This window comes from Bradyrhizobium sp. 23AC, assembly GCF_054863025.1.
The window spans coordinates 21,734-47,229 of record NZ_JAVAYN010000003.1; the positions used below are offsets into that span (position 1 = coordinate 21,734).

Genomic DNA, 25,496 nt, shown 5'->3' on the forward strand with positions numbered 1-25,496 from the left:
CGTCTCGCGATCCTATTCGGCCGCTTGCGGAGCGCGCATGCCGTTCTCCGTTTCAACGGCAGGCTGGTCGGCGAGCGCCGGTTGCTCGCCGCCCGGCAGCCCCCGCCCCTTCACCAGCCCGAAGATCGCGGGGATCACGATCAGCGTCAGCAGTGTCGACGAGATCATTCCGCCGATCATCGGCAACGCGATGCGCTGCATGATCTCCGATCCGGCACCGGTGCTCCACATGATCGGCAGCAGGCCCGCCATGATGGCGACCACCGTCATCATCTTGGGCCGGACACGCTCGACCGCGCCCACCATGATGGCGTCATGGAGATCGCGCCGGGTGAAGACCCCGCCCTCGGCCTCGCGCCTCGCCTTCATCTCGGTCAGCGCGTGATCGAGGTAGATCAGCATCACGACGCCGGTCTCGGCGGCGACGCCTGCAAGCGCGATGAAGCCGACGGCGACGGCGACAGACAGGTTGAAGCCAAACCACCACATCATCCAGATGCCGCCGACCAGCGCGAACGGCAGCGACAGCATCACGATCAGCGTCTCGGTCAGCGCCCTGAAGTTCAGATACAGCAGCAGAAAGATGATGGTGAGCGTCACGGGCACGACGATCTTCAGGCGCGCGGCCGCGCGCTGGAGATATTCGTACTGGCCGCTCCAGACAACATAGGTGCCGGCGGGAAACTGGATGCTCTCCGTCACCGCGCGTTGCGCATCCGCGACGTAGCTGCCGATGTCGCGATCGCGGATGTCGACATAGATGTAGGTCGCCAGCTGGCCGTTCTCGGTCCGGATCGAGGTCGGCCCGCGCGCCGGCTCGACCTTCGCCACCTCGCCGAGCGGCACGGCGCCGCCCGCGGGCATCGGCACCAGGATGTCGCTGGCGATCGCCTTGGGATTGTCGCGCAGATCACGCGGATAGCGCATGTTCACCGTGAAGCGCTGCCGTCCTTCCACCGTCGTCGTGACCGTCTGGCCGCCGAGCGCGGCCGCGATGGTGTCCTGAACGTCCTGGATCAGGATGCCGTAGCGGGCGAGCGCCTCGCGGTCCGGGACGATCTCGAGATAGTAGCCGCCGATGCCGCGCTCGGCGTAGGCCGACGACGTACCCGGGACGGACTTGATCACCCGCTCGACCTGCCGCGCCAGCCGGTCGATCTCGACGAGGTCGGTGCCCATGACCTTGACGCCGACAGGCGTGCGGATGCCGGTGGAGAGCATGTCGATGCGCGCCTTGATCGGCATGGTCCAGGCGTTGGAGACGCCGGGAAACTGCAGCGCCTTGTCCATCTCCGCAATCAAACTGTCGACAGTGACGCCGGAACGCCACTGCTCCTTCGGCTTCAGATTGACCACCGTCTCGAACATTTCGGTCGGCGCCGGATCGGTCGCGGTCGCCGCCCGTCCCGCCTTGCCGTAGACCGAGGAGACTTCGGGGAACGCCTTGATGATGCGATCCTGAATCTGCATCAGCTCGGCCGCCTTGGTCACGGAGATGCCGGGCAGCGTCGTCGGCATGTAGAGCAGCGTGCCCTCGTTCAGCGCCGGCATGAACTCGGTGCCGAGCTGCCGCGCCGGCCATGTCGTGACGGCAAGGACTGCGACCGAGGCCAGGATCACCAGCGTCCTGGCGCGAAGCACGCCCTTGATCACGGGCCGGTAGATCCAGATCAGGAAACGATTGATGACATTTTTGCTCTCCGGCACGATCCGGCCGCGGACGAAGATCACCATCAGCGCGGGTACAAGCGTGACGGACAAGAGGGCGGCGGCCGCCATCGAGAAGGTCTTGGTGAACGCCAGCGGGCTGAACAGCCGCCCCTCCTGCGATTCCAGTGTGAAGATCGGCATGAACGACACGGTGATGATCAGCAAGCTGAAGAACAGCGCGGGGCCGACCTCCGCGGCGGCATCGATCAGGATCTGCACGCGCGATTGGCCGGGCTCGGCGCGTTCGAGGTGCTTGTGGGCATTCTCGATCATGACGATCGCGGCATCGACCATGGCGCCGATCGCAATCGCAATACCACCTAGGCTCATGATGTTGGAGCCGAGACCGAGCAGCTTCATGGCGCCGAACGCCATCAGCACGCCCACCGGCAGCATCAGGATCGCGACCAGCGCGCTGCGGACGTGCAGCAGGAACACGATGCAGACCAGCGCGACGACGATGCTCTCCTCGAACAGCGTGTGCTTGAGCGTGTCGATCGCCGCGTAGATCAGGTTGGAGCGATCGTAGACCGGCACGACCTCGACCGATTTCGGCAGGCTGCTCGCGATTTCCTTGAAGCGCTTCTTGACGTTCTCGATGACGTCGAGCGCGTTGACGCCGAAACGCTGCAGCACGATGCCGCTGGCGACCTCGCCCTCACCATTCAGCTCGGTGATGCCCCTGCGCTCGTCCGGTCCGAGCTCGACATTGGCGACGTCGCGGAGCAGCACCGGCGTGCCATTGCTCGTCTTCAGCACGATGTTGCCGAGATCGTTGATGCTCTTGATGTAGCCCTTGCCGCGAATGACGTATTCGAACTCGGCGAGCTCGACGGTGCGTCCGCCGACGTCGGCGTTGCTGGCACGGATCGCCTCACGGATCTTCTGCATGCTGATGCCGCGGTCGCGCATCCGCTGCGGATCGAGCACGACATTGTACTGCTTGACGAAGCCGCCGATGCTGGCGACCTCGGCGACGCCTTCGGCCTTGGCCAGCGCGAATTTCAGATTCCAGTCTTGGATCGTGCGGGTGTCCGCCAAGTTCAATTCCTTCGACAGGACCGCGTACTGGTAGACCCAGCCGACGCCGGTGGCGTCGGGCCCGATGGTCGGGCTGACGCCGGCGGGAAGCCGCGACGCAGCACCGTTGAGGAATTCCAGGACGCGCGAGCGCGCCCAATAGATGTCGGTGCCATCCTCGAAGATCACGTAGACGAACGAGGCGCCGAAGAAGGAGAAGCCGCGCACGACTTTCGATTTCGGCACGGTCAGCATCGCCGTGGTCAGGGGATAGGTGACCTGGTCCTCGATCACCTGCGGCGCCTGACCGGGATATTCGGTGTAGACGATGACCTGGGTGTCGGAGAGATCCGGGATCGCATCCAGCGGCAGGTGAATCAGCGCATAGAGACCGGCAGCGGCCGCAAAGCCGGTGCCGAACAGCACCAGCAGCAAATTGCGCGCCGACCAGGCGATAATGCGGGCGATCATTTGTGCTCTCCCGTCGCACGGCCCGCATCGGACGCCTGAGGCGCTCCTTCCGCAAAACCCTTGAGCGCGGCCTTCAGATTGCTTTCCGCATCGATCAGGAAGGTGGCGGAAGTGACCACTGCCTCCCCATCCGCAAGTCCGTCGCGCACCTCGATATAGCCGCCGCCGCGCCGGCCGAGCTTCACCTCACGCGGCTCGAAGCGCCCTTCCCCCTTGTCGACGAGGACGGCCTGGCGCGTGCCGGTGTCGAGCACCGAGCTATCCTGGATCGCCAGGACGGGCGCGCTATCGGCCGTGTCGATCTCGGCATCGACATACATGTCCGGCAGCAACACTGCATCGGGATTGGCGAGCTCGATCCGGACGCGAACCGTCCTGGTGTCGCGGTTCACTTGCGGATAGACCACGGCGATCTTGCCGCTGAAGATGCGGCCGGGAAAGCTCCGCGCACGCACCGCCACGGGCTGGCCCACCGAGACATTGCCGAGATCGCGCTCGGCGACGTCGACCAGCGCCCAGACCAGCGAAATGTCCGCGATCCGGAACAGCACGTCGCCGGGATTGGCGCGCATGCCTTCGATCGCGTTGCGCTCGAGCACGATGCCGTCGCGCGGCGCCGACCAATGGATGGTGACGGGCGCAACGCGCGTCCGCTCCATCTCGGCGATCACAGGCTCGGGCACGTCGAGATTGACCAGCCGTTGCCGCGAGCCGCGGCCGTACATCTCGACGCCGCCGACTGTCTTCGAGGTGATCGTTGCCAGATATTCCGCCGCCGCGGACGCGACCGCCGAACTGTAGATCTCCATCAGCGGTTGGCCCGCCTTCACGCGCGTGCCGGTGGTGACGTCGGCGACTTTCTGCACGAAGCTTTCGGCGCGCATCGCGATGACAGAGACGCGGCGCTCGTCGAGCTGGATCGTGCCGGGCGCCTTCACCGCGACGCGGATCGCGCGCCGCCGGGCGGGCTCGGACTTGACGCCGGTGCGCTGGATCTTGCCCGGCGACAGCTTCACCGTGCCGTCGTCGACCTCGTCGCCTTCGTAGACGGGGACGTAGTTCATCCCCATCGGGTCCTTCTTCGGCACCGGCGAGGTGTCGGGCAGGCCCATGGGGTTGCGGTAGTAGAGGATTTTTCGCGAGAAAGTCGCCTGCGGTGGCTTTGGTGCCGTCGCAGCCGCCTGACCGTCCTCATAGACCGGCAGATAATCCCGGCCGCGGTCGTCCTGCTTCGGACCAGGGGACCAGAGCGGCGCGCCGCTGGGATCGCGATAGTAGAGCGGAGTCCGATCCGCCTGGGCCGGAGCCGGGGTCGCCTCGGCATGAACGGACCAGCGCCCGTCGTGCGAGGACCAGTACGCGCCCATGGCCAAGCCACCGGCCAGCGCGAGAGTTGTCAGGAGACGTAGCGTCTTCATGGTGTGCCTTCGCGCGCCCGGCGCGCATCCATGTGAATGGGACAGAGAAGTTCGGACGCCGCGGGCGGCGTCCGCACGCTCACTTGGTCGCCGTGACGATCACCTTGCCGGTGACGGTCTCCACCTCGCCCTGCACCTTGGCCGACAGCGTGACCTGGTAGCGGCCGGCCATCGGCAGATCCGTGCGGAAGGCATAGACGCCCGGCTCCTTCGACGGCAGCGGCGCCACCGCCGATTCCATCTCGGCCATTCCGTCCGGGGCCATGTCGACACGGGTCTTGAAGATGACGGCGTCCGCCACCGGCTTGCCGGTCTGCTTGTTGGTCAGGCGAACCGAGAGCGTAACGTCGTCGCCCTTCTTCATTTGCGCAGTGACCGGCTCGAAGGCGTAATCGCCGGCGCCCGCCATCGCCGCGGAAGCGGCAAGCGAAAGGGTGGCGGCGAGCGCCGCGGTGGTGAATTTGGAAAGCATTGTCCTGTCCTCATGATCTGATCTTTCGCCGTGGCGATGGCGCGCACACGTCAGTCGTCGTCGCGCACAAACGTGCTGCGCGCGTTCGGCTGTTGCGAGATCAGATTCGAGGAGGTCGGAAGGGAGGACTGCCGCGGGAGAAGGAGACGACTTGGTCCGCGGGAATGGCGATCGTGCTCACCGCTAAGGCGAAATACCCGAAGACGACGGGCCTGATGGCATCGAGCGCGATGGTGCCGCCGACGCAGCAGAAGCCCATCCCGCATTTGTAACCGCCGGTCTGGGACGGCGTCCCCTTCATGTCGGGGCAGCAATCGTCCATCGACATCCCGGCGTCGCTGCCCATTTGCATAGTCGCCGGCGTATCGTCCGACGACATGGCAAGGCCGGATGCAGACGCGCCAACGGGCAGCATCGCCAAGGATATGGCGATTGCGAATGCCAGGATGGTACGAACGAGGCGCATCTTTATCGAGTTACCTTATCAAGGTCGCAGCGTATCCCTCGTAGCATATCCCAGTGCCGGTGGCGCTTGTTGATCCGGATCAAGCATTCGTGAGCAGGGGCCGGCCGGCACCGACCCTACCGCCGGCCCGGCTCAGATCTTCGGGATCTTCGCGCGCTCGACCACGCCGGTCCATTTGGCGATCTCGGTCCCGATCAGCGTCTTCATCTCCTCCGGCGAGCTGCCGCGGACCTCGCCGCCGACGGCGGTCTCCAGACGCTGCCTGAGCTCGGGATCCCTAAGCGCCTCCAGCGTCGCGGCATTGAGCGCCGCGATGATGGCAGGCGGCGTTCCCTTGGGGGCGAGCAAGCCGGCCCAGGTGCGCACGTCGTAGCCCTTGATGCCGGCCTCCTGCGCCGTGGGCACATCGGGCAGCAGCGCCGTGCGCGTCGGCGAGGTTACCGCCAGGCCACGGATCGCGCCGCTCTGGATCTGTGGGGCCAGCAAGACGGGCGTGCCGACGATGACGGGAACGTCGCCACCGAGCAGCGCGGTGACGGATTGAGAATCGCCGCGATACGGCACGTGCACGATCTCGACGCCGGCGGTGGCGTTCAGCAGCTCGCCGGCAAGATGATGCGTGCTGCCGAAGCCGACTGATCCGAAGCTGAGCGAACCCGGCTTTGCCTTGGCCATGGCAATGAGCTCACCCAGCGATTTTGCGGGGTAGTCGCTGCGCACGGCGATGACGAGCGCGTAGTAGACCAGCGTCGAAATCATCTCGAAGCTTTCGGCCGGCTGATAGGCGAGACTCTTGTAGGTCGCCGCGGAAATCGCGTGCGCGCCGGTGACGAGGCCGAGCGTGTAACCGTCGGGCGCCGCCTTGGCGACCGCGTCCGCCGCGATGTTGCCGCCGGCACCCGGCTTGGCCTCGACGATGATCGGCTGCCCGAGCTTCTTCGACAGCCCGTCGGCGATGATGCGCGACAGCGTGTCGGCCGCGCCGCCGGCGGCAAAGCCATGCAGCAGGCGGATCGGACGCGACGGATAATTGTCCGCCCATGCAGGGCCGGTCACCAGACAACCGCCAAGCAGAAAAATGGCCGCAGCAAGCCGCTTCATCCGACGCATGGATGCATCCTCCCTTTGATTGTTATGTCGTTGGCCGCGCGTGCGGCGATCTTCCGTTAGAACTCACATCCGCTAGCGCGCGAACTCCGTGCATTCAGGCGATGGCGGCATGCCCCAGACGTCGCGCGGCAGCCCGACCCATACCTTCGGCCGCTGCGGACGATCGCGATGCCAGGGACGCGGCTCGAAATAGCCGAGCTCTTCGTCCACCATCCGGTCGAGGTCATGAAACAACTCGACCAGATGCCCATCGGGATTGCGGTGATAGATCGCGGTGTTGTGGCCGGGGCCGTGACGCACCGGTCCCCAGAGCACGGGCAGCTTGTGCCGCGCGAGATGGTCGCAGGCCCGATGCATGTGCTCGGGGCCGCGCAGCTCGAAAGCAAAGTGATGCAGACCGCGGTCGGGCGCGAGCGCGAAGTTGAGCGTGTGATGCTCGAAGCCGCTGCGCATGAACACGAAGCGATCCTCGATCCAGTCGGAGATCCGCAGCCCCATTACGTTCGCGTAGAACTCCGAAGCGGCTTTGGGATCGGGCGTACGGAGCGCGACGTGGCCGAGCTTGGCCACAGCAAGCCCACCGATCCGCTCCTGCGCGGGCGTGGGCGTCCAGCCCTGGATCAGCTCGAAGCGTGTGCCTTCGGGATCGGCAAACGACAGCAACCGGGACACACCCGGCAGGGGATCGCTCCGAAGCTCGGGCCGTAAGTCCGCCTGCTTGAGCGCGGCGCCCAGCGCCTCGATCTGGACCTCCGGGGAGATCTCAAAGGCGATGCTGCTAAGTAGCGCATCGCCGGGCTCGATCACGAGCGAGAGCTGCTCGGAATCGCTAGCGAGGAAAATGCGGTTTCCATCGCGGGCAACGAGGCCAAGTCCGATCACGCCGCGATAATAGTCGAGCAGCCGCTCCGGATCGGGCGAGGTGAAGGTCGCGTGCCGCAGCCGGGTGAAGCGTGCAATGGGTGCTTGTGTGCTCATCGTGCGGTTCACCCCCTCATGGAATCATGATGATCTTGCCGAGCGCGGAGCCCTGCTCCAGCAGCGTATGGGCCTTCCTGACCTCGTCGAGCTTCAGCACTGCCGAGATCGCCGGCTTGATCGCATTGCGGCTCAAGGCCTCGATCACGCTGCGCATCAGGGCACGGCGTCCGTCGCGATCGTGGTCGTAGATGTGGAAGGAGAAGCAGCGTATCGCCGGACAGATGTCGAGATGATCGCGCATCGCCGCCATCAGATTCTCTTCCGGCAATCCGGCGAAGGCGTTGTACGAGAGCAGCGTGCCCCATTTGCCGAGCGCGCCGAGATAAGAGGTGAACTCGGCCCCGCAGACGTGATCGAGCACGACGCCGACGCCCTCGCCGCCACTCAGCTCGCGCGTACGCGCCACGACATCCTCGCTTCGGTAGAAGATGACGTGATCGGCGCCGTTGGCCTTGGCGAAGGCGGCTTTCTCTTCGGTGGAGACCGTGCCGATCACGGTCATCCCGGCAAGCTTGGCCAGTTGCACCAGCGCGGTGCCGACGCCGCCGGCCGCGCCGATCACCAGCGCGGTTGCGGGCGCGCGCGGATGGCGGCACTCGTGCAGCAGCGCGTAGGCGACCTGGTAGTTCGACAGGCACACGGCGGCCTGCAGATCGACATTGTCGGGCAGCGCGTGAACGGCATCCGCGGGCGCGACCACGTAATCGGCGTAGCAGCCGCCGCGCTGGGCCAGATCGCGGGCGCTGAGCAGCACCTTCTGGCCGAGGGAAAACCCCTCGACGCCGGACCCGAGCGCAGAAATGCGCCCCGCAACGTCGTTGCCGGGATTGGCCGGCAACGGCGGCATCCATTTGTAGACGCCGCGCCGGATCAGCACGTCGGGCTGGCCGACCCCGAACGCCTCGGCCCGGATTTGCACCTGGCCGGCTCCGGGCACAGGCACCGGAAGCTCGACCACCTCAAGTGCATCCGGCCCACCCGGCTGACGCACCAGCACCGCCCTCATGACTTCACGTGCTCCCTAGACCATATTTTCGAAAATCATACCGTTTACGAAAATTATTGCAAGATGCTCGTTAGCGCGGCATGTTGAGGCATCGATTCAGCGACAGATCCCCATGCCCGAGAGCGCCATCCGCCCCCGCAAGGAATTCGGCAAGACCATCGCCGCCGACATCACGCATCGGCTGCGCGAGGAGATCATTGCCTGCGCCCTTCCGCCCGGCGAGCCGCTGCGCTTCGATGTGCTGCGCGAACGGTTCGGCGCGAGCTTCACGACGCTGCGCGAGGCGCTGACCGCGCTCGCCGCGGAAGGCCTGGTCGACGCCCAGGAGCAGCGCGGCTTTCGCGTGGCGCCGGTCAGCCGCCAGGATCTGGTCGAGGTCACCGATGCAAGGGTGCTGATCGAGGTGGAATTGATCCGCCGCTCGATCGAGCGGGGCGATGACGATTGGGAAATCGCCGTGATCTCGACCCTGCACAGATTGAAGCGAATCGAGCAGCGCGATCCCGAGCATCCCCTGCGCGATCCCGAGTGGAAGATCGCGCATCGCCAATTCCACCAGGCGCTGGTCTCCGCCTGCGGCTCGGCCACGTTGCTCGCCATTCGCGCCGAGCTGTTCGATCGCGCCGAGCGCTACCGGCATCTCTCCGCCAATTTCCGGCCGCGCCCGCGCGACAAGGCCGGCGAGCACCAAGCCATCATGCAGGCCGCCATCTCGCGCAACGCGGATCTCGCCGTGCAGCTGATCGAGACCCATATCCGCTCGACCTCCGACAACGTCGCCAAATACGCCGGCCATCTGCTCGACGCCGAATAGGCGACCGGCATTTTTGCGCCGTGGGCTTGCGCCGGGACAAATTTTCGAAAATAATACGCTAGATCGAAAATAGGAACCCTTGGGGCGAAACCATGAAGCTGCTGTCGTTCTTGGATGGAAATCGGGAAAGCTGGGGCGCCGTTGTCGAAAACCGCGTGGTGGATCTGGGCCGCGCCCTGCCCCAGTACCCGACGCTTGCGGACTTTCTCGGCAGCGATGACTACGCCAAGCGCGAGGCGATCGTCGCCGGGCGCAAGCCCACGCTGGCGCTGAGCGACGTCAAGTATCTGCCGGTGATCCCGCGGCCCGAGAAGATCGTCTGCGCCGTGCGCAACTATCTCGACCACCACAATGAAGCCGTGGCGTTCGGCATGAAGCGCGAGATCACGGAATTCCCGCCGATCTTCCTGCGGGTCTGGCGGTCCCAGGTTGCGCACAACGCGCCGGTGATCAGGCCGAAGGTCTCGGACAATTTCGACTGGGAGGGCGAGCTCGCCGTCGTCATCGGCAAGGGCGGCCGTCACATCAGCCAGGCCGACGCATGGAATCATGTGGCGGGCTATTCGATCTACAACGACGTCAGCGTGCGCGACTGGCAGCGTCATGCCCAGCAGATCGCCTCCGGCAAGAACTTCGTCGGCACCGGCCCGTTCGGACCGTGGCTGGTCACGCCGGACGAGATCGGCGATCCCACCAAGCTCAAGCTCGAAACCCGCGTCAACGGCGCGACCGTGCAGTCCTCCGACACTTCGATGTTGATCTTCTCGATCCCGCGGCTGATCGAATATTGCTCGACCATTTTCGACCTCGTGCCCGGCGACGTCATCGCCACCGGCACGCCGGCCGGCGTCGGCTTCACCCGCAAGCCGCCGATCTTCCTCAAGCCGGGCGATGTGGTCGAGGTCGAGATCGAGAACATCGGCGTGCTCAGCAATCCCGTCGTGGACGAGGCGTAGGGCCGCCGATGTCCTACGATATTCGCAAGACCGCGCTCAGCGTCGAGACCATCTGGCATGAGCGCGGGCCGCGGTTGGAGAAGCCGCTGCAGGTCGGAACCGCCGTCGCGGTGATCCGCAATCCCTTCGCCGGCCGCTATGAGCCTGACCTGATGCCATTCCAGGCGGCCTTGCGTGAGCTCGGGCGCGAGCTCGCCGGCGCGCTGATCGCGCAGCTCGGCGGTGCGCCGCGGATCGAAGCCTACGGCAAGGGCATCATCGTCGGCGAAGACGGCGAGCTCGAGCATGGCGCCGTCTGGCACGAAGCCGGCGGCCATGGCATGCGCGAGGTGCTGGGACAACCGAAGGCGATCGTCCCTGCTGCTAAAACCATCGGCGGTCCCGGCACGCGCCTGATGGTGCCGCTCGGCCACATCCATGCCGCCTATGTCCGCAGCCATTTCGGCACGGCCGAGATGACGCTGTGGGATGCGCCGCGGCGCGACGAGATCGCCTTCGGACTCGTGATGGCAACCGGCGGCCGCCCCCACGCGCGCATCGGAGGCCTCAAGGCATCCGAGATCTCCGTGCATGACGGGCAGCGGTGACGCGATCGGCGCGAGGCCGGTGAGTTCGTCAGCCCTTCGAAACCACCGCGCGCCCATAGGGCGGTTGCGCCTGGACCGGCGGGTTGGCGGTCTGGGCGGCGAGCTCGCCGATCAGGCGGTCTGCGTCGGCGGCCATGCCGTCAGGGGCCTGGATCACCAGGCGCTCCAGTGCCCAGCGATAGGACGAGATGCGCTGCTCCAGACAATGCTGCACCCACTGCACGATCAGCGAGTTCTCCTGCATCCGCGCGACCGCGTCGTCCCTCTCTCTCGGCGAGAGCGCGGAGACGCGCGCCATGCTGGCATTGCGTTTCCTGTCGAGGTCGATGACGCGGATCGCGCTGGCGAAGAACGGCTCGAAGCGGGTGATGTCGTTGCGCACGTCCTCGATCAGCTGCGCATAGCGCGAGGAATGCGAGCGGTGCGGCTCGTCGATCAGCGTGCGACCGTACATGGTGCGGTCGAACACGATCTTCTGCCGCCAGGGCGAGGGCATCGCCTTGTAGTCGCCGAACACGCTCTTCCAGGCGGGGCGCGACAGCGGCGGCTCGATCATGGGATAGGCGAGGTCGCGCAGCTGGCGCTCCTCGTCGGTGAGCTGGAATTGCGAGGGACCCAGGCCGACGCTGCCGGTGGCTTCGGCCCCTAACCAGCGATGCATGTCGTCGCTGCGCATGTCAGCGCGGGTGCGGCCGAAATCGCCGCCGCTACAGGCGCCGAGCGCAGCGCCAAGCAGCGTGAGCAGCACGGCCGATAGGACAGACCGGATCTGGCGGATGGTGTCCGGCATTGCAAAGGCCCGAAATCAGCGACGACGACGACGGCGCCCCGGCGCTGTGCCCTGCTCCGGCCCGTGATCGCCGCTGGTTTCGTCTGCCTCGCGCTCGATACGGATGACGGGAAGGATCAGGATCGTTCCCATGTCCGCGCGCGGAGCGGCATCCCCCGACGAGCCCACCCGGCGACCGGCCGGAAATTCAATGATGGTCCCCATGTCAGCTCTCTTCAATTGCCGCGCGACCAAGCGCGCTCATGCAACATGCATTCATTAAGATCAGTTCATGGTTAACGGGGTGTAAACGTCGCGGTCGGACCGTAACCACACGGGCCGGCCGCGACGTCCCGTTGCGGCACTGGGATCGCTACAAATCGAGCGTTCGGCTTCACGCCTCGTTTTCCTTAACGAGCCTTTAAAGGAGCCTGCGATAGGCTGGCGAGCAGTATCTCTTCCAGGTCGCGTATCTCTCCATGACCAAGTCGCTGTTTCCCGGATTCGACGGGCTGATGTCCCTCTCCCGTCGCGAAGGCGTCGATGTTCGGCCGACGCTGCTGCGCGTGCTGACCGACCTCTATGTGCAGACGCGCATCCACAGCGACGACGAGCAGCGCCAGTTCACCGAGCTTGCAACGCGGCTGATCGACCAGGTCGACGATGCGACCCGCGCGGCCATCAAGGCCAAGCTCGCAATCTATCCATCGACGCCCGTCCCGGTGCTGCAGAAGCTCGGGCTGGTCGCCGCACATGAAGGCCGCAGGGTTCCGCTCGCCCGCGAGATCCCCACGCCCGCACCCGCCCCCTCGCCGGCCCGCACGCCGACCGACGCCGAGCTGCGCATGGCCGCCAACATGGCGATGCAGCCGACGGACGCCGCCGAGATCCACGACATGTTCTTCCGCGCCGGCGCCTCCGAGCGCGCGCTGATCCTGCACAATCTGGCGCAGACCCCGCTGAAGGCCGCGCCCCGCATTCCGACCGTGCGCGCCAAGCGCGCGTTTCATATCCTGGAGATGGCGGCGATCGCGGGCGACGTCGAGAATTTCACCCTGGAGCTCGGCGACAGCCTGATCCTGCCCTCGCGCGTTGCGGCCCAGATCGTCGACGACGCCGGCGGCGAGGCGCTCGCGGTCGCCGCGCGCGCGCTCGACATGCCGAGCCCGGTGTTCCAGCGCATCCTGCTGTTCTTCAAACCGGCGATCGGCACGTCCGTGAACGAGGTCTACCGGCTGTCGCGGCTCTACGACCGGCTCAGCGACCGCTCTGCGCTGGTGATGCTGGCAGCCTGGCGCGGCTCGACGCTCGCCGTCACCCGCGCAAAGTACCAGCCGTCACTGCACGACGGCGAACGCCAGCGCGCCCGCGCGGGCGCAAGCCAGACCCGGCCGGGCGTGCAACCCGGCGCGATGCCGCGCCGCACCGGCACCGACGGGTCATCGGATCGTTGATCTCGGGGCCCATCTCTCCGCGTGCGTTCGTGTCGCCTTCTGGGTCCCGGCTCTGCACGGCAACGCTGGCGCGTCGCCGCTTGTCCGGGACACGGGAGCAGCAGTTACGTCTTCGCCAGCTCGAGGAAATGCCGGCCCGCACGGTCCTCGGTCTCGACGATCCAGGCGTCCGGATCGAAGCGGATTTCCTTGGCCAGACGCTCCTCGATCGTGTGCTCGGGCAGAGGTTGCTGCGCGACCGGCACGAAGAAGCGATCGACGGGACGGCCATCGTCATAGACGGTCTGCGGCGCCGGCGCGTAGAGCATCGCATGGCCGTCGAGCAGCGATACCTTCACGAACACCGCGCCCGCCTCCTCGGCACCGCGACGGCGCACCGCGCCGAACACGCCCTCGGTCTGGCACCGACGCAGGTAAGCCGCGACCCATATGTTGGATTTCAAACGCATGAGTCGAACGATAGGCCAGCGTGACGCGCGCCGCCAGTCTCAGCGTCCGATTGTCACGCCTTGCTTACACCTTGCCCGCCGTTGATCTGGCGCGCGACGAGATATGACAGCGGCATCGCAAGTGCGAATCCCACGGCGACTGCATAGGGGATGTTCCTGATCGCGTCGGCGGCGAAGCTCGGCACCATCAGCACGACGATCAGACTGACGCCCGCCAGCGTCGTGCCCAGCATGATCCAGACCAGAACCGAGACCTTGAACATGACAACCTCTCTTCTTCGTTGAAGATGAGCGATCATGTTCCCCGAAGCTGTCGGCCGTCATTGATCCCAAGCAAATCGCCCGCGCGCGGGCGCGGCGGCGCGCGATGCCCGGAATTGATCGGCGTCAATGACAGCGGACGGTGGGGTTATTCGACGGGATGGCCGATCGCGGCGCCGAGCTCGCGCAGCAGCCGGTCGGACAGCTGGCCGGTGACCTGCATCTTGTGCTCGCGCTCGAACTTCTGGATCGCGGACTGGGTCTCGCCGCTCATCGTGCCCGTGATCTTCAAATTCCCGTAGCCATATTCGGACAGCGCGCGCTGAACGCCGGCGATACGCCGCGCGGCGGGGCTCTGCGGCACGGGAATCGGCGCGGGCGGACGCATGGCAGACGGCGGCGTCGAGGTCGTCGCCTTGACCAGATTGGTCATGGGATCACTGCCCGCACGCGGCGTCGATGCGGTCGCCTCGACGGGTTTTTCGGGCGGCTTCTCGGCGACCCGCTCGGCAGGTTTCGGCTCGGCGCGGAACTCTGTCGCGCGCGGCTCCAGCGGCGAGGTATCGGCGCCGACCGGGCGCGGACGCGGCATTGGGTTCGACAGCGCCACGGAGGACGGTGCGGGAAGATTGATCACGGTGCCGAACATCGGCGCCGGATGCCGGCCGGTCTGCAGGAACAGCGCATTGGCAACGATCGCGCCGATCGCGGCGACGGCGACGAGACCAGCCAGCGTGTCCTTCGGGCTGTGCAGCAGCACGCGCATCACGAGGTTGCGCTCGGTCTCGACATCGATGACCGCGGCCTTGGCGCCTCGGCGGCGCGGAGCGGCTTCGTCCTTGGCAGACTTCTTAGGCACTTTTCTTCACCAGAGCGGGTTGGTCCTGAGACTGGTCGTGAGTTTGGTCCTGAAGGTCCTGGCGCAGCACCGGCGTCAGCGTCGCGACTTTGCTTTCGACCGGCTTGACTTGCGGCGGCGTGTAGACGAGCGGCAGCCTGACGGTGACGGCGGTGCCCTCTCCCAGTCTGCTTTGTACCGTCAATTCGCCGAGATGCAACGCCACGAGACTCTTCACGATCGAAAGTCCGAGGCCGGTTCCCTCGTGACGGCGCTGATAGGTCTTGCCGGCCTGGAAGAACGGCGCGCCGATGCGCTTGAGATCGTCGGGCGCGATGCCGACGCCGGTGTCGCTGATGCGCAGCGTCAGCTGCGAACCCGACACCGAAGCGGTCACCGAGACCTGACCGCCACGCTCGGTGAACTTGATAGCGTTGGCGACGAGGTTGAGCACGATCTGCTTGAACGCCCTGGGATCGCCGGTCATGACAGGCAGATCCTGCGGCGCGTCGGTGATGAGGTCGATGCCGTTCTCCCGCGCCTTCAGCGCCAAGAGATTGCAGCAATGCAACAGCGAGGCGCGCGGCGCGAACGGCTCGGACGCGATCTCGAAATTGCCCGACTCCATCTTCGACATGTCCAGGATGCCGTTGACGACTGACAACAGATGCTGGCCGGAATCGTTGATGAGCTGGGCGTATTCCTGGCGCTGGGCCGCCCCCAGCATCAGGGTCTGCTCCTGCGCGATCATCTCGGAGAAGCCGATGATGGCGTTCAGCGGCGTGCGCAGCTCATGGCTCATGGTGGCGAGGAAGCGCGTCTTGGCGGCATCGGCAGACTCGGCGGCGGTGCGCGCCTGATCCAGCGCCTGCTCGGACAGCTTGTGGTCGGTGACGTTGCGCATCACGGCGACGACTTCGGCCTCGCGCGTGACGTCGCTATGAGGATTCTGGCCGATATCCCCGTCGAGCGGGCGGCAGCGCATCTCGACCCAGAGGAAATCGACCTGGCCGCGCTCCGAACCGTCAGGCTCACGCCGCAGCCGGAACTCGATGCTGCGCACGTCGCCGCGCGCGGCATCGGAGAGCGCGGTGAGATAGGCCGGGCGATCGGCGACATGGACGCGGTCGAACAGGCCATGCCCCAGCAGTTGCGCCACCGGCATGCCGAGCATGGCTTCCGCCGCCGGCGAGATGAACTGCACCGCACCGTTGCGCTGATGCCGCGAGACGACGTCGCTCATGTTGCGGGCGAGCAGGCGATAACGCTCCTCCTCGCGCGACAGCAGCGCAACGCTGGTGCGCGCCAGTGATTCCGCGCCGAAGGCAAGGCCGGCGGCATAGAGCGTCGCCGAGACGACGCCGCACGCCATCAGCACGCCGCGTTCAGCAGCGCTGGTGTCTGCAACCGGCAGCCAGCCGAGCTGGCCGACGAGGATCAGGAGTCCCGCGCAGGACAGCGCGAGCAAGGATGCAAAGGCCGCGACGCGGCGCGAGGCCGACAGCGCGGCTTCGAGGGGAACCACGACCAGCCAGACCGCGGCGAATGATTCGATGCCGCCCGTGGTGCCCGCGACCGCCATGATCAGGCCGGCGAGCGCCAGCGACGACAGCACGTGGGCGCCTTCATAGCGGCCGGTGCGCGACAGGAACCAGGACAGCAGGATCGGCGCGATCAGCCAGGCGAACGCGGCGACCTCGACCGCGCTCGGTGCGCCACGCATGGCGAGATAGACCGGGAATGCGGCAAAGGCGGCCAGGCTGCCGAGCAGCCGCGGCGCCATGAAGGCACGATGACGCGCCCGCATCAGCGCATCGTAACGCGCGGAGGGATGCAGCAGTGCATCGAGACAATCGCGGATGATACTCAAAACTGTCACGGGTCTCGCGCTTCGGCTCAATCGTCTTTGGAAGACGCGCCGCAACGCCTCCTTGTCGTTGAGCCACCGTGTCAGAGCGACCTTAAACGAGTGCTAAGGCGGCCCGGTGTGCGGCCGAACGCCGGGACATCGCGGGGCTTTTTAGACGATTTGGCGACGTCTTCGGCGAGGATGGTGAACACAGGGTTTCACGCCTCCCGGCATGGTTTCGAATTGGTGGATATGCGTGCCGGCAAGATCACGGGCGCCGGCGTCAATCGAAAATTTACGACACCGTCGATCCCGAAGAATTTTGCGTAAATTTTCCGCGAATTAAGCTCAAGGCAATCACTTGCGATTTATCGAGAGTTGCTAGGTCGAAACGCGCGCGGACCATCGCCGCGGGCGGGATCTAACGAACAGGTCGATAAGATGCGCTTTCTGCTCCGCATCACATTCTGGCTCGGGCTGGTGCTGGTGCTCCTGCCCAGGGACAAGACGCCCGAATCGGAGAAGCTGCCCCAGATCGGTGCCGCCGACGCGGTGCAGGCTGCGACCGCGGCCGTCTCCGACATGACCCAGTTCTGCAAGCGCCAGCCGGCGGCCTGCGAGGTCGGCGGACAGGCCGCGACCATCATCGGCCAGCGCGCCCAGGATGGCGCGCGCAAGATCTACCAGATCATCAACGACAAGAAAGAGCAGATCTCCAACGACAAGAACGAGAAGACCGACAAGAACGACAAGAAGGCGCCCGACCACACAGGCTCGATCGCGATGGCCGGCGAAGGCGATGCCGCATCGACCGAGGCGCCGCGCGATACCCTGAGCCAGGACGACCTTGCGCTGGAATGGCGCGGCCCGGCGGCGGCGAATTAGCGCCCAAACCCTATCGATTTCATCTCCTCGCATCCTTATATTGGCCTTAACGGGAACACGGGCCAACATGACGACGATCGACGAAATCAGGGATAATTTCGAGCTTCTGGACGAGTGGGACGACCGCTACCGGTATGTCATCGAGCTTGGCCGCACCCTGGAACCGATGCCGGAGGCGGAACACTCCGCCGAGAACAAGGTCAACGGGTGCGTCAGTCAGGTCTGGCTGCAGAAGCTGGTCGACCGCGGCCATGGAGCACCGATCCTGAAATATCGCGGCGACAGCGACGCGCATATCGTGCGCGGGCTGGTCGCGATCGTGCTCTCGCTCTATTCGGGCCGCACGCCGCAGGAGATCATCGATACCGACGCGATCGCGGTGTTCAACGAGTTCGGCTTTCGCGATCATCTGACGCCGCAGCGCTCCAATGGCCTGCGCTCGATGGTCGAGCGTATCAAGACCGATGCGAAAGAGGCGCTCGCGGAGGCGTCGTAAGACGCTCTCGTAGGGTGGGCAAAGCGGCTTGTCCGCCGTAGCTCGAAGAGCGAAGGCGGAAGCGTGCCCACAATTTGCGTGTGATTGGAGAGAATTCGTGGGCACGTCGCGCAAGCGCGCGCCTTTGCCCACCCTACGAGATCCGAAGCCTGGTCTACTTCCGCTTCCGCTGCTGCTGTCCGAGGCCCATCTGCTTGGCCAATTGCGAGCGCGCCACTGCATAGTTCGGCGCGACCATGGGGTAGTCGGCGGGCAGTCCCCATTTCTCGCGGTATTGCTCCGGCGTCATGTTGTACTGCGTGCGCAGATGGCGCTTTAGCGACTTGAAGCGCTTGCCGTCTTCCAGGCAGACCAGATAATCGGGCGCGATCGACTTCTTCAGCGAGACCGCCGGCTTGGCCGGCTCGAGTGGCGCGGTCTCGGTGCGACCTGACGACACCCGCACCAGGGCACCATGCACCTGGCTGATCAGGTTCGGAATCTCCGTCGCAGGCGTCGGATTGTTGCTGAGATAGGCCGACACGATGCTCGCCGTCAGCTCGATGAAATTCTTCGCCCCAGCGTCCGACATCGGCCCGCCCCTCCACTTGCGCCTCACGGGATAGACGACGCCGAACTCTTCCGTGTCAACAAGACGTTCGGCTGAAACAAGACGATGACCGACGCGGTGCGACAACGGCGCTCTACTTCTGGCGGCAGAGCTCAGGACCGCTGGTCGAGATGGGCGCGCAGTTCGTCGATCGAGGCAAAGCGCATCATGCCCTCCGGCATCTGCGCTTCGATCGAGCCGTCGGAATAGAGCGAATAGGCCATGCCGTCGACGATTCCGGATTTGAGCACGGTGACGGGCGGCTGCTCGACAGGTGGCGGTGGGGGCGGCGGCTCGGGTGCAGGCGGCGGAGCGGCCTCCGCAAAGGTCGATGGCGAGCGCGGCGGCGGCCGGCGCAAGGCGGCCGGCGGCTCAGACGGACGCATGCGGTCCGGCTTCGGCCAGGCATCGTCAAAGCTTGCAGGCGGAATATCCAGGGCCTCACCGGGCTCCGCCGGTAGCTGCGGCGGAGCGTCCTCGATGGCCTTCGCCTCCGCGCGCTCCCGCTCCTTGCGCGAGGTCGAGGCGAACAACAGGTTGCGCCGGCGCGGCGCTTCCGGAGCCGCGGGCGGCGTTGGAGCTTCCGGCACCGGCGGCGTCTCGACACGCGGACGCTCGCGCGCGGCGGCCTCGCTCTGCCACGGCGGCGGGCCTGCGGCGGGTGGTGGCGGCGGTGGCTGCTCGATCCTTGCCGCCGCAGCGGCAGGCATCGGCTCGGGCGCAGCGGCGCCTGATGCGGCGAGGCCCGGCAGCACGGGCCTGACCCGAACCTCGGACGGCGCACCGGCCAGCCGGCGCGCGAGGCCCTTCAGTTCCGTGACCACGACATAGAGGCCGCCCAGTAACATTCCGGAGCAGACGGCGATCGTGCCCGAGATTATGAGGGGGCTGCCGAGGCTGAACTCCCTGACGGAGAAGCCAAACAGGATCGAAAGGAAGCCCGCCACGACGGCGAAAATCCCCGCGATCAACAATGCCAGATTCATCGAACTCACCCCCGGTCGCCATCCACACGCGACAACCGCTACGCCACGATACCGTCATCCGGTGTTCCACGCCAACGAGGAATCGTCGGTAGCGTTCCTAAAGGGAAGGAAATCAGAGACTTATTCACATTCCCTTCAGCTACGGCTCACTACTGCTTAGACTGCTCTCAAGTAACCGGAATTGCTGCGTCGCATCAGGAATTTAGCCATAATGCCCAATTACTTGGTAATGGAACTGCGCTATAGGGAGTCCGGGGAGCAGGCCCGCGCGCACCAGCAGGGCCAAGAGGGGATTCCGGGGCACCGATAGCCATGACATCCATCACGACTTCGGCGATCGACACGCCTCTGCGGCGCTCGGTCGAACGGACTTGCGACGATCTCGCCATGCTGGTGCTGGCCGCGGTCGCGGTCATTGCGGGTCTGACGTTCCGCGACTACGGCCTCGGCTGGGACGACTACACCCACGCTGAATATGCCGATTTGCTGCTGCGCATGTTCGGTTCCGGCTTCAAGGACACCGCGGCGCTCTCCTTCGCCAATCTCTACATGTATGGCGGCGGCTTCGACATGGTCGCGGCCCTCCTGCACAAAATCATTCCGCTCGAGCTGTTTGAGACGCGACGTCTGGTCGGCGCCATTGTCGGCGTGGTCGGACTTGCGGTGACGTGGAGGCTCGGCCGCCGCATCGGCGGGCCCCTTGCCGGTCTTGCCTCGCTGCTGCTGCTCGCGCTGTGCCCGATCTTCTACGGCCACATGTTCATGAATCCGAAGGATGCGCCCTTCGCGGTGGCCATGATCATCCTGATGCTCGGCCTGGTCCGGCTCGCCGAGGAATATCCCAAGCCGTCGCCGCGCACGATCCTGATCGTCGGTCTGGGTGCCGGCCTTTCGCTGGGCTGCCGCGTTCTCGGCGGGCTCGCGCTGGTCTACGCCGTGCTCGGCTTCGTCCCGCTGTTCCTGGAGGAACTGCGCAGCGAGGGCCTGCGCGAGTCGGTCCGCCGCTTCGCCCATGTCGTCTATGTGCTGCTGCCCGGCCTGGCGTTCGGCTACCTCGTGATGGGCCTGATCTGGCCGTGGTCGATCATGGAGCCCGGCAATCCCTTCGAGGCGCTGACCTATTTCTCGCACTTCTTCGAGAAGCCGTGGAAGGAGATGTTCGACGGCGCGATCGTGTCCGTGCCGGACATGCCCTGGTCCTATCTGCCGACGCTGTTCGCGCTGCAACTGCCCGAGGTGATGCTGGTGCTGATGGCCGGCGCCGTGGTCAGCACCTTCGCCATGCTGCCGCGAAGCGAGGTGCCGGCGCGGCGCAAGACCATCATGCTGATGCTGACGCTGGCTGCGACCCTGCCGCTCGCGATCGCGATGGTGAAGCGGCCGGCGCTGTACAACGGCATCCGCCATTTCGTCTTCGTGATTCCGCCGATGGCGGTGCTCGGCGGCGTCGCTTTCGCGTGGGCCATGGAGCGCCTGCGCGCCAATCACCGCACCTGGCAGCCGGTCGTGCTCGCCACGTTCTGCTTTGGCCTTGCGCTCTCGCTCGCCGAGATGATCCGGCTGCATCCCTATCAGTACACCCACTTCAACCACATCGCCGGCACCGTGCGCGGCGCCGACGACCGCTTCATGCTGGACTATTGGGGCCTCGCGCTGAAGCAGGCCTCCGATGAACTGCGGGAGCAGATCGTCGAGCGCCAGGAAGTGCCGCCGACCAATCGCAAATGGAAGGTCGCGGTCTGCGGTCCGCAGCGCCCCGCCCAGGTCGCGCTCGGGCCCGACTTCACCATCGGCTGGGATTCCAACGCGGCCGATTTCGCGATGACGCTCGGCGAGTTCTACTGCAAGGGCCTGACCGCGCCCGTGATGGTCGAGATCAAGCGCGACGACGTGGTGTTCGCCCGCGTCTACGACATCCGCGGCCGCAGCATTTCCAGCCTGCTGTCGATCCCGGCGCCGTAATAATTTTCTTCGAAGCCGTAGCCCGGATGAGCGAAGCGACATCCGGAATCCCTCTCAGAGCGGCCCCGCATGTCGCTTTCGCTCATGCGGGCTACGCTTGACTGCCGCGCGCTTGTCGCGCCTTGCTGCTTGCCACGAGCGGTACTACGCTCCCTCCCCGCAACAACGATGTTCGGAGAGATCAGCCATGTCGCTAGCGGAAGCGCGCCTGAAGGAAGTGCCGTCTGATATGACGGAGGCCGAGTGGCAGCAACGTGTCAATCTCGCCGCCTGCTATCGCCTGGTCGCGCTCTACGGCTGGGACGATCTGGTCGACACCCACATCTCCGCGCGCGTGCCCGGTCCCGACCATCATTTTCTCATCAATCCCTATGGGCTGATGTTCGACGAGATCACGGCCTCGAGCCTCGTCAAGGTCGATTTGCACGGCAACCAGCTGTCCGAGAGCGAATACAGCATCAACCCGGCGGGCTTCACCATCCATTCGGCGATCCACGAGGTGCGCGAGGACGCGATCTGCGTGCTGCATCTCCACACCCTCGACGGCACCGCGGTGTCGAGCAGCGCAGAAGGCCTGTTGCCGCTGAACCAGACCGCCCAGCTCGTCACCCACGACCTCGCCTATCACGACTATGAAGGCATCGCGCTCGATCACGACGAGCGGCCGCGGCTGCAGAAGGATCTCGGCGACCACAACCACATGCTGCTGCGCAATCACGGCACGCTCACCGTCGGCCGTTCGGTCGCCTCCGCCTTCGAGCGCATGTATCATCTCGAGCGCGCCTGCTCGATGCAGGTGCGCACGCGCGCGCTCGGCACGCCGGTCTACCCGGTCGACGATACCGCAATCGACAAGAACACCGAGCTGCTAGCCAACCGCGACCGCGCCGAGCTGCGCGCCACCAACCTCGTGTGGCCGCCGCTGCTGCGCAAGCTCGACCGCGAGCTCCCGGGCTATCGGTCTTGAGATTTTCGGGATTTGGTGTAGGGTAGCTCCCAACTAACCTCTACGCCTTTTGGAATGAAACGCCGCCCAATTCCGGGCGGCGTTTTTATTTTGGGGCGGTGGTCGCCACGACAGCAGAGCCGTAGGGTGGGCAAAGCGCAGCGTGCCCACGTTCTTTCGCAATTACTTAGAGATGGTGGGCACGGCGCTTTGCGCCTTTGCCCACCCTACGGCAGCTCGCGCTATTTCACCTCCGCCAATGCAGCGAGGATGCGGGCCCACGAGCGAATGCCCTTCTGGAAGCTTCTCAAATCGTACTTCTCGTTCGGCGAGTGGATGTTGTCGTCGTCGAGGCCGAAGCCGACCAGGAGCGAGTCCAAGCCAAGCGTGCGCTTGAAGTCGGCGACGATCGGGATCGAGGCGCCTGAACCCATCAGCACGGTCTCCTTGCCCCATTCCTCCGTCAGCGCCTTGCTGGCGGCGGCGAGCGGCTTCATGTTCCAGTCGAGCGCGACGGCGGGCGCGGCGGAATGGTCGCCGAACTCGACCTTGCAGTCGCCGGGAATGCGCGCCGTCACGTAGTCGCGGAAGGCCTTGCGGATCTTTTGCGGGTCCTGCCCCTCGACCAGGCGGAACGAGACCTTGGCCGAGGCATGCGACGGGATCACCGTCTTTGAGCCCTCGCCGATATAGCCGCCCCAGATGCCGTTGACGTCGCAGGTCGGGCGCGATGAGGCCTGCTCGATCAAGAGGCGCCCCTTCTCGCCGGCCGGGATCGACAAACCGATCGGCTTGAGGAACATCTCCGGCGTCAGATTGAGCTTCTTCCACTGCTCCAGGATATCAGGCGGCAGATCCTTCACGCCGTCGTAGAAGCCGGGAATGGTGATGCGGTTGTCGTCGTCGAACAGGCCGCCCAGAATTTTGGTGAGCACCCGGATCGGGTTCATCGCGCTGCCGCCGAACACGCCGGAATGCAGGTCGCGATTGGCGGCGGTGATCTTCAGCTCTTCATAGAGCAGGCCGCGCAGCGAGGTCGTGATCGCCGGCGTGTTGCGGTCCCACATGCCGGTGTCACAGACCAGCACGTAGTCGGCTTTGAGTTCGTCCTTGTTGGCCTCGATGAAGGGCACGAAGTTCTTCGAGCCGACCTCCTCCTCTCCTTCGATCAGGAAGGTGATGTCGACGGGCAGCGAGCCCGTCACCTTCTTCCAGGCGCGGCAGGCCTCGACGAAAGTCATCACCTGGCCCTTGTCGTCCTCGGCGCCGCGCGCGACGATGATCTTGCGGCCGTCGGCATGGTCGGTGACGACGGGCTCGAACGGCGGACGGTGCCAGAGATCGAGCGGGTCGACCGGCTGTACGTCGTAATGGCCGTAAAAGATCACATGCGGCCGTCCGCCGGCCCCGGTCTTGCCGACGATGGCGGGATGGCCCGCGGTCGGCCTCACTTCAGTGGCGACGCCGAGGCTCGCGATGTCCTTGGCGAGATGCTCGGCCGCTGCCTTGCAATCCCCGGCGAAGGCCGGATCGGCGGAGATCGACTTGATCCGCAACAGCGCGAACAAGCGCTCGAGGCTGTTGTCGAAATCCTTGTCGATGTGGTCGAGCACGGATTGAAGCTGCGCATTGGCCATGGTTGTGGGTCCTGACGTTCGAGTCTCAAGAGGTACCGGGTTTTAGCGCCGTCGCGGGCTCGGAGCCAGCCGCAACGGGCGGATGCCGGATGTGCCATGCAAGACTACCTGCAAGAACGGCGGTCGCGAGGAGGTTGTTGCCCCAGGCCTGGAGGACAGTTGGAAACCACGGCAGCGCCAGCAGCATGAGAATGCCGGCCGCGCCGAGCGCGAGCCAGGTTCCGAGACGCACATTCGCCCGCTCGTCGAAGGCGGCGCGATGCATCAGCACCGTCATCGGGAAGAACAGCCACATGAAGTAGTATTGCCGTGCCAAAGGCGAGGCCACCGTGATCAGGCAGAACAGGATGGCGAGCTCCTCCGCATCCGAGCGCGCCGTTCGCCGCGCTTGCTGCGGCATGATCGCGACGAAGCCGAGCCCGAGCAAGGCCGACAGCGCCAGCACGATCCAGTTCGCCGTCCTGTAGTCGACGTCGATGATGTTCATCGTGCGCGGCGGCTTGCTGGGATCCTCCAGATTGAAGTTGATCGGACGGACGAGGCGATGCGTGACGGCGATGAGGGACTGGTTGACCCACGACCAGTTCTGCTCGTCACGCTGGCCAAAGCCCTTTTCCGAGCTCGTTCCGACCATGCCCTGATACCAGGTCGCAAGCTCGGCCGCGTTGCGCTCGAAGCCGCGGATCGGCGCCGGCACGACATAGAGAAGGATGCCGGTGAAGGCGACCGTGGCGGCGGCCGCCGCCCATTTCCGCCGCCAGACCAGATACGGCAGGACCGCGATCGGAAACACCTTGATGGCAGCGGCGAGCGCGAACATGAAGCCCGCAAGCCAGGGACGTTGATGCCGCAAGCTCCAGAAACCGTAGAGCATCATGGCCAGCAGGACGAGGTTCGGCTGGCCGAGGTCGAACATGTCGAACACGAAGGGCACGGTGACGACGGCAGGCAGCGCCTCCAGCCAGCGGCCGGGGCTGCGCCCCGAGCCGGCCATGACCTGGGAGAACGTCCCGGTGTGCCACCACGCCGCGGCATTCAGGATCGACAGGACGACATAGAGCTGGAATTTGCCGAACCAGCTCGGGATCGCCAGCAGGATCGCCGGCAGCGGCGGATAGATGAACTCGAAATACTCGACGGCGGTGGCGGGATAGAGTGGCTCACCCTGCAAGACCTGCTGCCCGGCCCAGAACCACAGCGGGTAGTCCTTGGTCTTGCCGCTGCCGAAGATCTCGGGAACGAGCACGTCGGCGGTGAGGAGGACGCAGCAGAACAGAAACAGCAGATCCAGCGGCGCGCGCAGCGACAGGTGTCGGGGCGCGTCAGGCTTGGCTAACGGGGCGGGCGGGGTCACGGAGTGGTCC

General features: G+C 65.6%; 25 protein-coding genes. 8 read left to right on the plus strand and 17 right to left on the minus strand.

Annotation, left to right across the window (positions count from 1 at the left end; translation table 11 throughout):
- Positions 1–12 precede the first annotated feature (12 nt).
- The 7 genes from RAD10_RS08535 to RAD10_RS08565 all read right to left on the minus strand — a co-directional run bounded on the left by RAD10_RS08535 (position 13) and on the right by RAD10_RS08565 (position 8,654).
- The gene (locus tag RAD10_RS08535; protein ID WP_461617098.1) at positions 13–3,201 is read right to left on the minus strand and encodes an efflux RND transporter permease subunit; all 3,189 of its coding nucleotides are present in this window, start codon (positions 3,199–3,201) and stop codon (positions 13–15) included.
- Positions 3,198–4,619: an efflux RND transporter periplasmic adaptor subunit gene (locus RAD10_RS08540; RefSeq protein WP_461617099.1), complete on the minus strand. Its 1,422-nt coding sequence runs from the start codon at positions 4,617–4,619 to the stop codon at positions 3,198–3,200. The genes RAD10_RS08535 and RAD10_RS08540 overlap by 4 nt, the downstream gene beginning before the upstream one ends.
- 79 nt (positions 4,620–4,698) lie before the next feature.
- Positions 4,699–5,091 (minus strand): FixH family protein, encoded by a 393-nt coding sequence (locus tag RAD10_RS08545; protein WP_461617100.1) that lies wholly within the window; start codon positions 5,089–5,091, stop codon positions 4,699–4,701.
- Positions 5,092–5,191: 100 nt separating this feature from the next.
- Positions 5,192–5,557, minus strand: coding sequence for a hypothetical protein (locus RAD10_RS08550; protein ID WP_461617101.1), 366 nt, complete (start codon positions 5,555–5,557; stop codon positions 5,192–5,194).
- 132 nt (positions 5,558–5,689) lie between these two features.
- Positions 5,690–6,667 (minus strand): tripartite tricarboxylate transporter substrate binding protein, encoded by a 978-nt coding sequence (locus RAD10_RS08555; protein ID WP_461617102.1) that lies wholly within the window; start codon positions 6,665–6,667, stop codon positions 5,690–5,692.
- 72 nt (positions 6,668–6,739) lie between these two features.
- Positions 6,740–7,645 carry a VOC family protein gene (locus RAD10_RS08560; protein ID WP_461617103.1) on the minus strand — a complete coding sequence of 302 codons (906 nt, stop codon included), beginning with the start codon at positions 7,643–7,645 and terminating at the stop codon, positions 6,740–6,742.
- Between the two features lie 16 nt (positions 7,646–7,661).
- Positions 7,662–8,654 (minus strand): zinc-dependent alcohol dehydrogenase family protein, encoded by a 993-nt coding sequence (locus RAD10_RS08565; protein WP_461617104.1) that lies wholly within the window; start codon positions 8,652–8,654, stop codon positions 7,662–7,664.
- Between the two features lie 112 nt (positions 8,655–8,766).
- Here RAD10_RS08565 and RAD10_RS08570 point away from each other — a divergent pair, with 112 nt between their 5' ends.
- The 3 genes from RAD10_RS08570 (at position 8,767) to RAD10_RS08580 (ending at position 11,011) form a co-directional block, all read left to right on the plus strand.
- Positions 8,767–9,468 carry a GntR family transcriptional regulator gene (locus RAD10_RS08570; protein WP_104462792.1) on the plus strand — a complete coding sequence of 234 codons (702 nt, stop codon included), beginning with the start codon at positions 8,767–8,769 and terminating at the stop codon, positions 9,466–9,468.
- Between the two features lie 92 nt (positions 9,469–9,560).
- A complete protein-coding gene (locus RAD10_RS08575) occupies positions 9,561–10,424 on the plus strand; it encodes a fumarylacetoacetate hydrolase family protein (protein ID WP_461617105.1) in 864 nt (287 codons plus the stop codon).
- An 8-nt stretch (positions 10,425–10,432) separates the two neighbouring features.
- Positions 10,433–11,011 carry an amino acid synthesis family protein gene (locus RAD10_RS08580; RefSeq protein WP_461617106.1) on the plus strand — a complete coding sequence of 193 codons (579 nt, stop codon included), beginning with the start codon at positions 10,433–10,435 and terminating at the stop codon, positions 11,009–11,011.
- A 28-nt stretch (positions 11,012–11,039) separates the two neighbouring features.
- On the opposite strand, the gene RAD10_RS08585 is transcribed toward RAD10_RS08580, so the two are convergent.
- Together RAD10_RS08585 and RAD10_RS08590 are read right to left on the minus strand one after the other, a co-directional pair.
- Complete coding sequence (locus RAD10_RS08585; RefSeq protein ID WP_461617107.1) at positions 11,040–11,801, minus strand: hypothetical protein; 762 nt, start codon at positions 11,799–11,801, stop codon at positions 11,040–11,042.
- Between the two features lie 15 nt (positions 11,802–11,816).
- The gene (locus RAD10_RS08590) at positions 11,817–12,005 is read right to left on the minus strand and encodes a hypothetical protein (RefSeq protein WP_461617108.1); all 189 of its coding nucleotides are present in this window, start codon (positions 12,003–12,005) and stop codon (positions 11,817–11,819) included.
- 254 nt (positions 12,006–12,259) lie between these two features.
- Here RAD10_RS08590 and RAD10_RS08595 point away from each other — a divergent pair, with 254 nt between their 5' ends.
- Positions 12,260–13,234, plus strand: coding sequence for a DUF2336 domain-containing protein (locus RAD10_RS08595; protein WP_461617109.1), 975 nt, complete (start codon positions 12,260–12,262; stop codon positions 13,232–13,234).
- 104 nt (positions 13,235–13,338) lie between these two features.
- Here RAD10_RS08595 and RAD10_RS08600 read toward each other — a convergent pair whose 3' ends face one another.
- The 4 genes from RAD10_RS08600 to RAD10_RS08615 all read right to left on the minus strand — a co-directional run bounded on the left by RAD10_RS08600 (position 13,339) and on the right by RAD10_RS08615 (position 16,661).
- Positions 13,339–13,683: a DUF1491 family protein gene (locus RAD10_RS08600; protein WP_461617110.1), complete on the minus strand. Its 345-nt coding sequence runs from the start codon at positions 13,681–13,683 to the stop codon at positions 13,339–13,341.
- A gap of 53 nt (positions 13,684–13,736) precedes the next feature.
- The gene (locus RAD10_RS08605; RefSeq protein ID WP_461617111.1) at positions 13,737–13,946 is read right to left on the minus strand and encodes a hypothetical protein; all 210 of its coding nucleotides are present in this window, start codon (positions 13,944–13,946) and stop codon (positions 13,737–13,739) included.
- Between the two features lie 146 nt (positions 13,947–14,092).
- The gene (locus tag RAD10_RS08610) at positions 14,093–14,803 is read right to left on the minus strand and encodes a peptidoglycan-binding domain-containing protein (protein ID WP_461617112.1); all 711 of its coding nucleotides are present in this window, start codon (positions 14,801–14,803) and stop codon (positions 14,093–14,095) included.
- Positions 14,796–16,661, minus strand: a complete 1,866-nt coding sequence (locus tag RAD10_RS08615; protein WP_461617113.1) for a PAS domain-containing sensor histidine kinase — start codon at positions 16,659–16,661, stop codon at positions 14,796–14,798. The genes RAD10_RS08610 and RAD10_RS08615 overlap by 8 nt, the downstream gene beginning before the upstream one ends.
- Before the next feature lie 411 nt (positions 16,662–17,072).
- Between RAD10_RS08615 and RAD10_RS08620 the strand changes: the two genes are divergently transcribed.
- Both RAD10_RS08620 and RAD10_RS08625 read left to right on the plus strand, forming a co-directional pair.
- Positions 17,073–17,516 carry a DUF5330 domain-containing protein gene (locus RAD10_RS08620; RefSeq protein WP_461617114.1) on the plus strand — a complete coding sequence of 148 codons (444 nt, stop codon included), beginning with the start codon at positions 17,073–17,075 and terminating at the stop codon, positions 17,514–17,516.
- 67 nt (positions 17,517–17,583) lie between these two features.
- A complete protein-coding gene (locus tag RAD10_RS08625; protein WP_028142948.1) occupies positions 17,584–18,012 on the plus strand; it encodes a SufE family protein in 429 nt (142 codons plus the stop codon).
- A gap of 154 nt (positions 18,013–18,166) precedes the next feature.
- Here RAD10_RS08625 and RAD10_RS08630 read toward each other — a convergent pair whose 3' ends face one another.
- Positions 18,167–18,583 carry a Ros/MucR family transcriptional regulator gene (locus RAD10_RS08630; protein ID WP_007608200.1) on the minus strand — a complete coding sequence of 139 codons (417 nt, stop codon included), beginning with the start codon at positions 18,581–18,583 and terminating at the stop codon, positions 18,167–18,169.
- Positions 18,584–18,714: 131 nt separating this feature from the next.
- Entirely contained in the window at positions 18,715–19,587 is an 873-nt protein-coding gene (locus RAD10_RS08635; RefSeq protein WP_461617115.1) for a DUF308 domain-containing protein, read from the minus strand.
- A 312-nt stretch (positions 19,588–19,899) separates the two neighbouring features.
- Between RAD10_RS08635 and RAD10_RS08640 the strand changes: the two genes are divergently transcribed.
- Both RAD10_RS08640 and RAD10_RS08645 read left to right on the plus strand, forming a co-directional pair.
- Entirely contained in the window at positions 19,900–21,549 is a 1,650-nt protein-coding gene (locus tag RAD10_RS08640) for a glycosyltransferase family 39 protein (RefSeq protein ID WP_091953227.1), read from the plus strand.
- Between the two features lie 187 nt (positions 21,550–21,736).
- Positions 21,737–22,516, plus strand: coding sequence for a class II aldolase/adducin family protein (locus RAD10_RS08645; RefSeq protein ID WP_461617116.1), 780 nt, complete (start codon positions 21,737–21,739; stop codon positions 22,514–22,516).
- 221 nt (positions 22,517–22,737) lie between these two features.
- Here the strand turns inward: RAD10_RS08645 and RAD10_RS08650 are convergent, their stop codons facing one another.
- Positions 22,738–24,132 carry a M20/M25/M40 family metallo-hydrolase gene (locus RAD10_RS08650; protein ID WP_091953233.1) on the minus strand — a complete coding sequence of 465 codons (1,395 nt, stop codon included), beginning with the start codon at positions 24,130–24,132 and terminating at the stop codon, positions 22,738–22,740.
- A gap of 25 nt (positions 24,133–24,157) precedes the next feature.
- The gene (locus RAD10_RS08655) at positions 24,158–25,486 is read right to left on the minus strand and encodes a glycosyltransferase family 87 protein (protein ID WP_461617117.1); all 1,329 of its coding nucleotides are present in this window, start codon (positions 25,484–25,486) and stop codon (positions 24,158–24,160) included.
- Positions 25,487–25,496 lie beyond the last annotated feature (10 nt).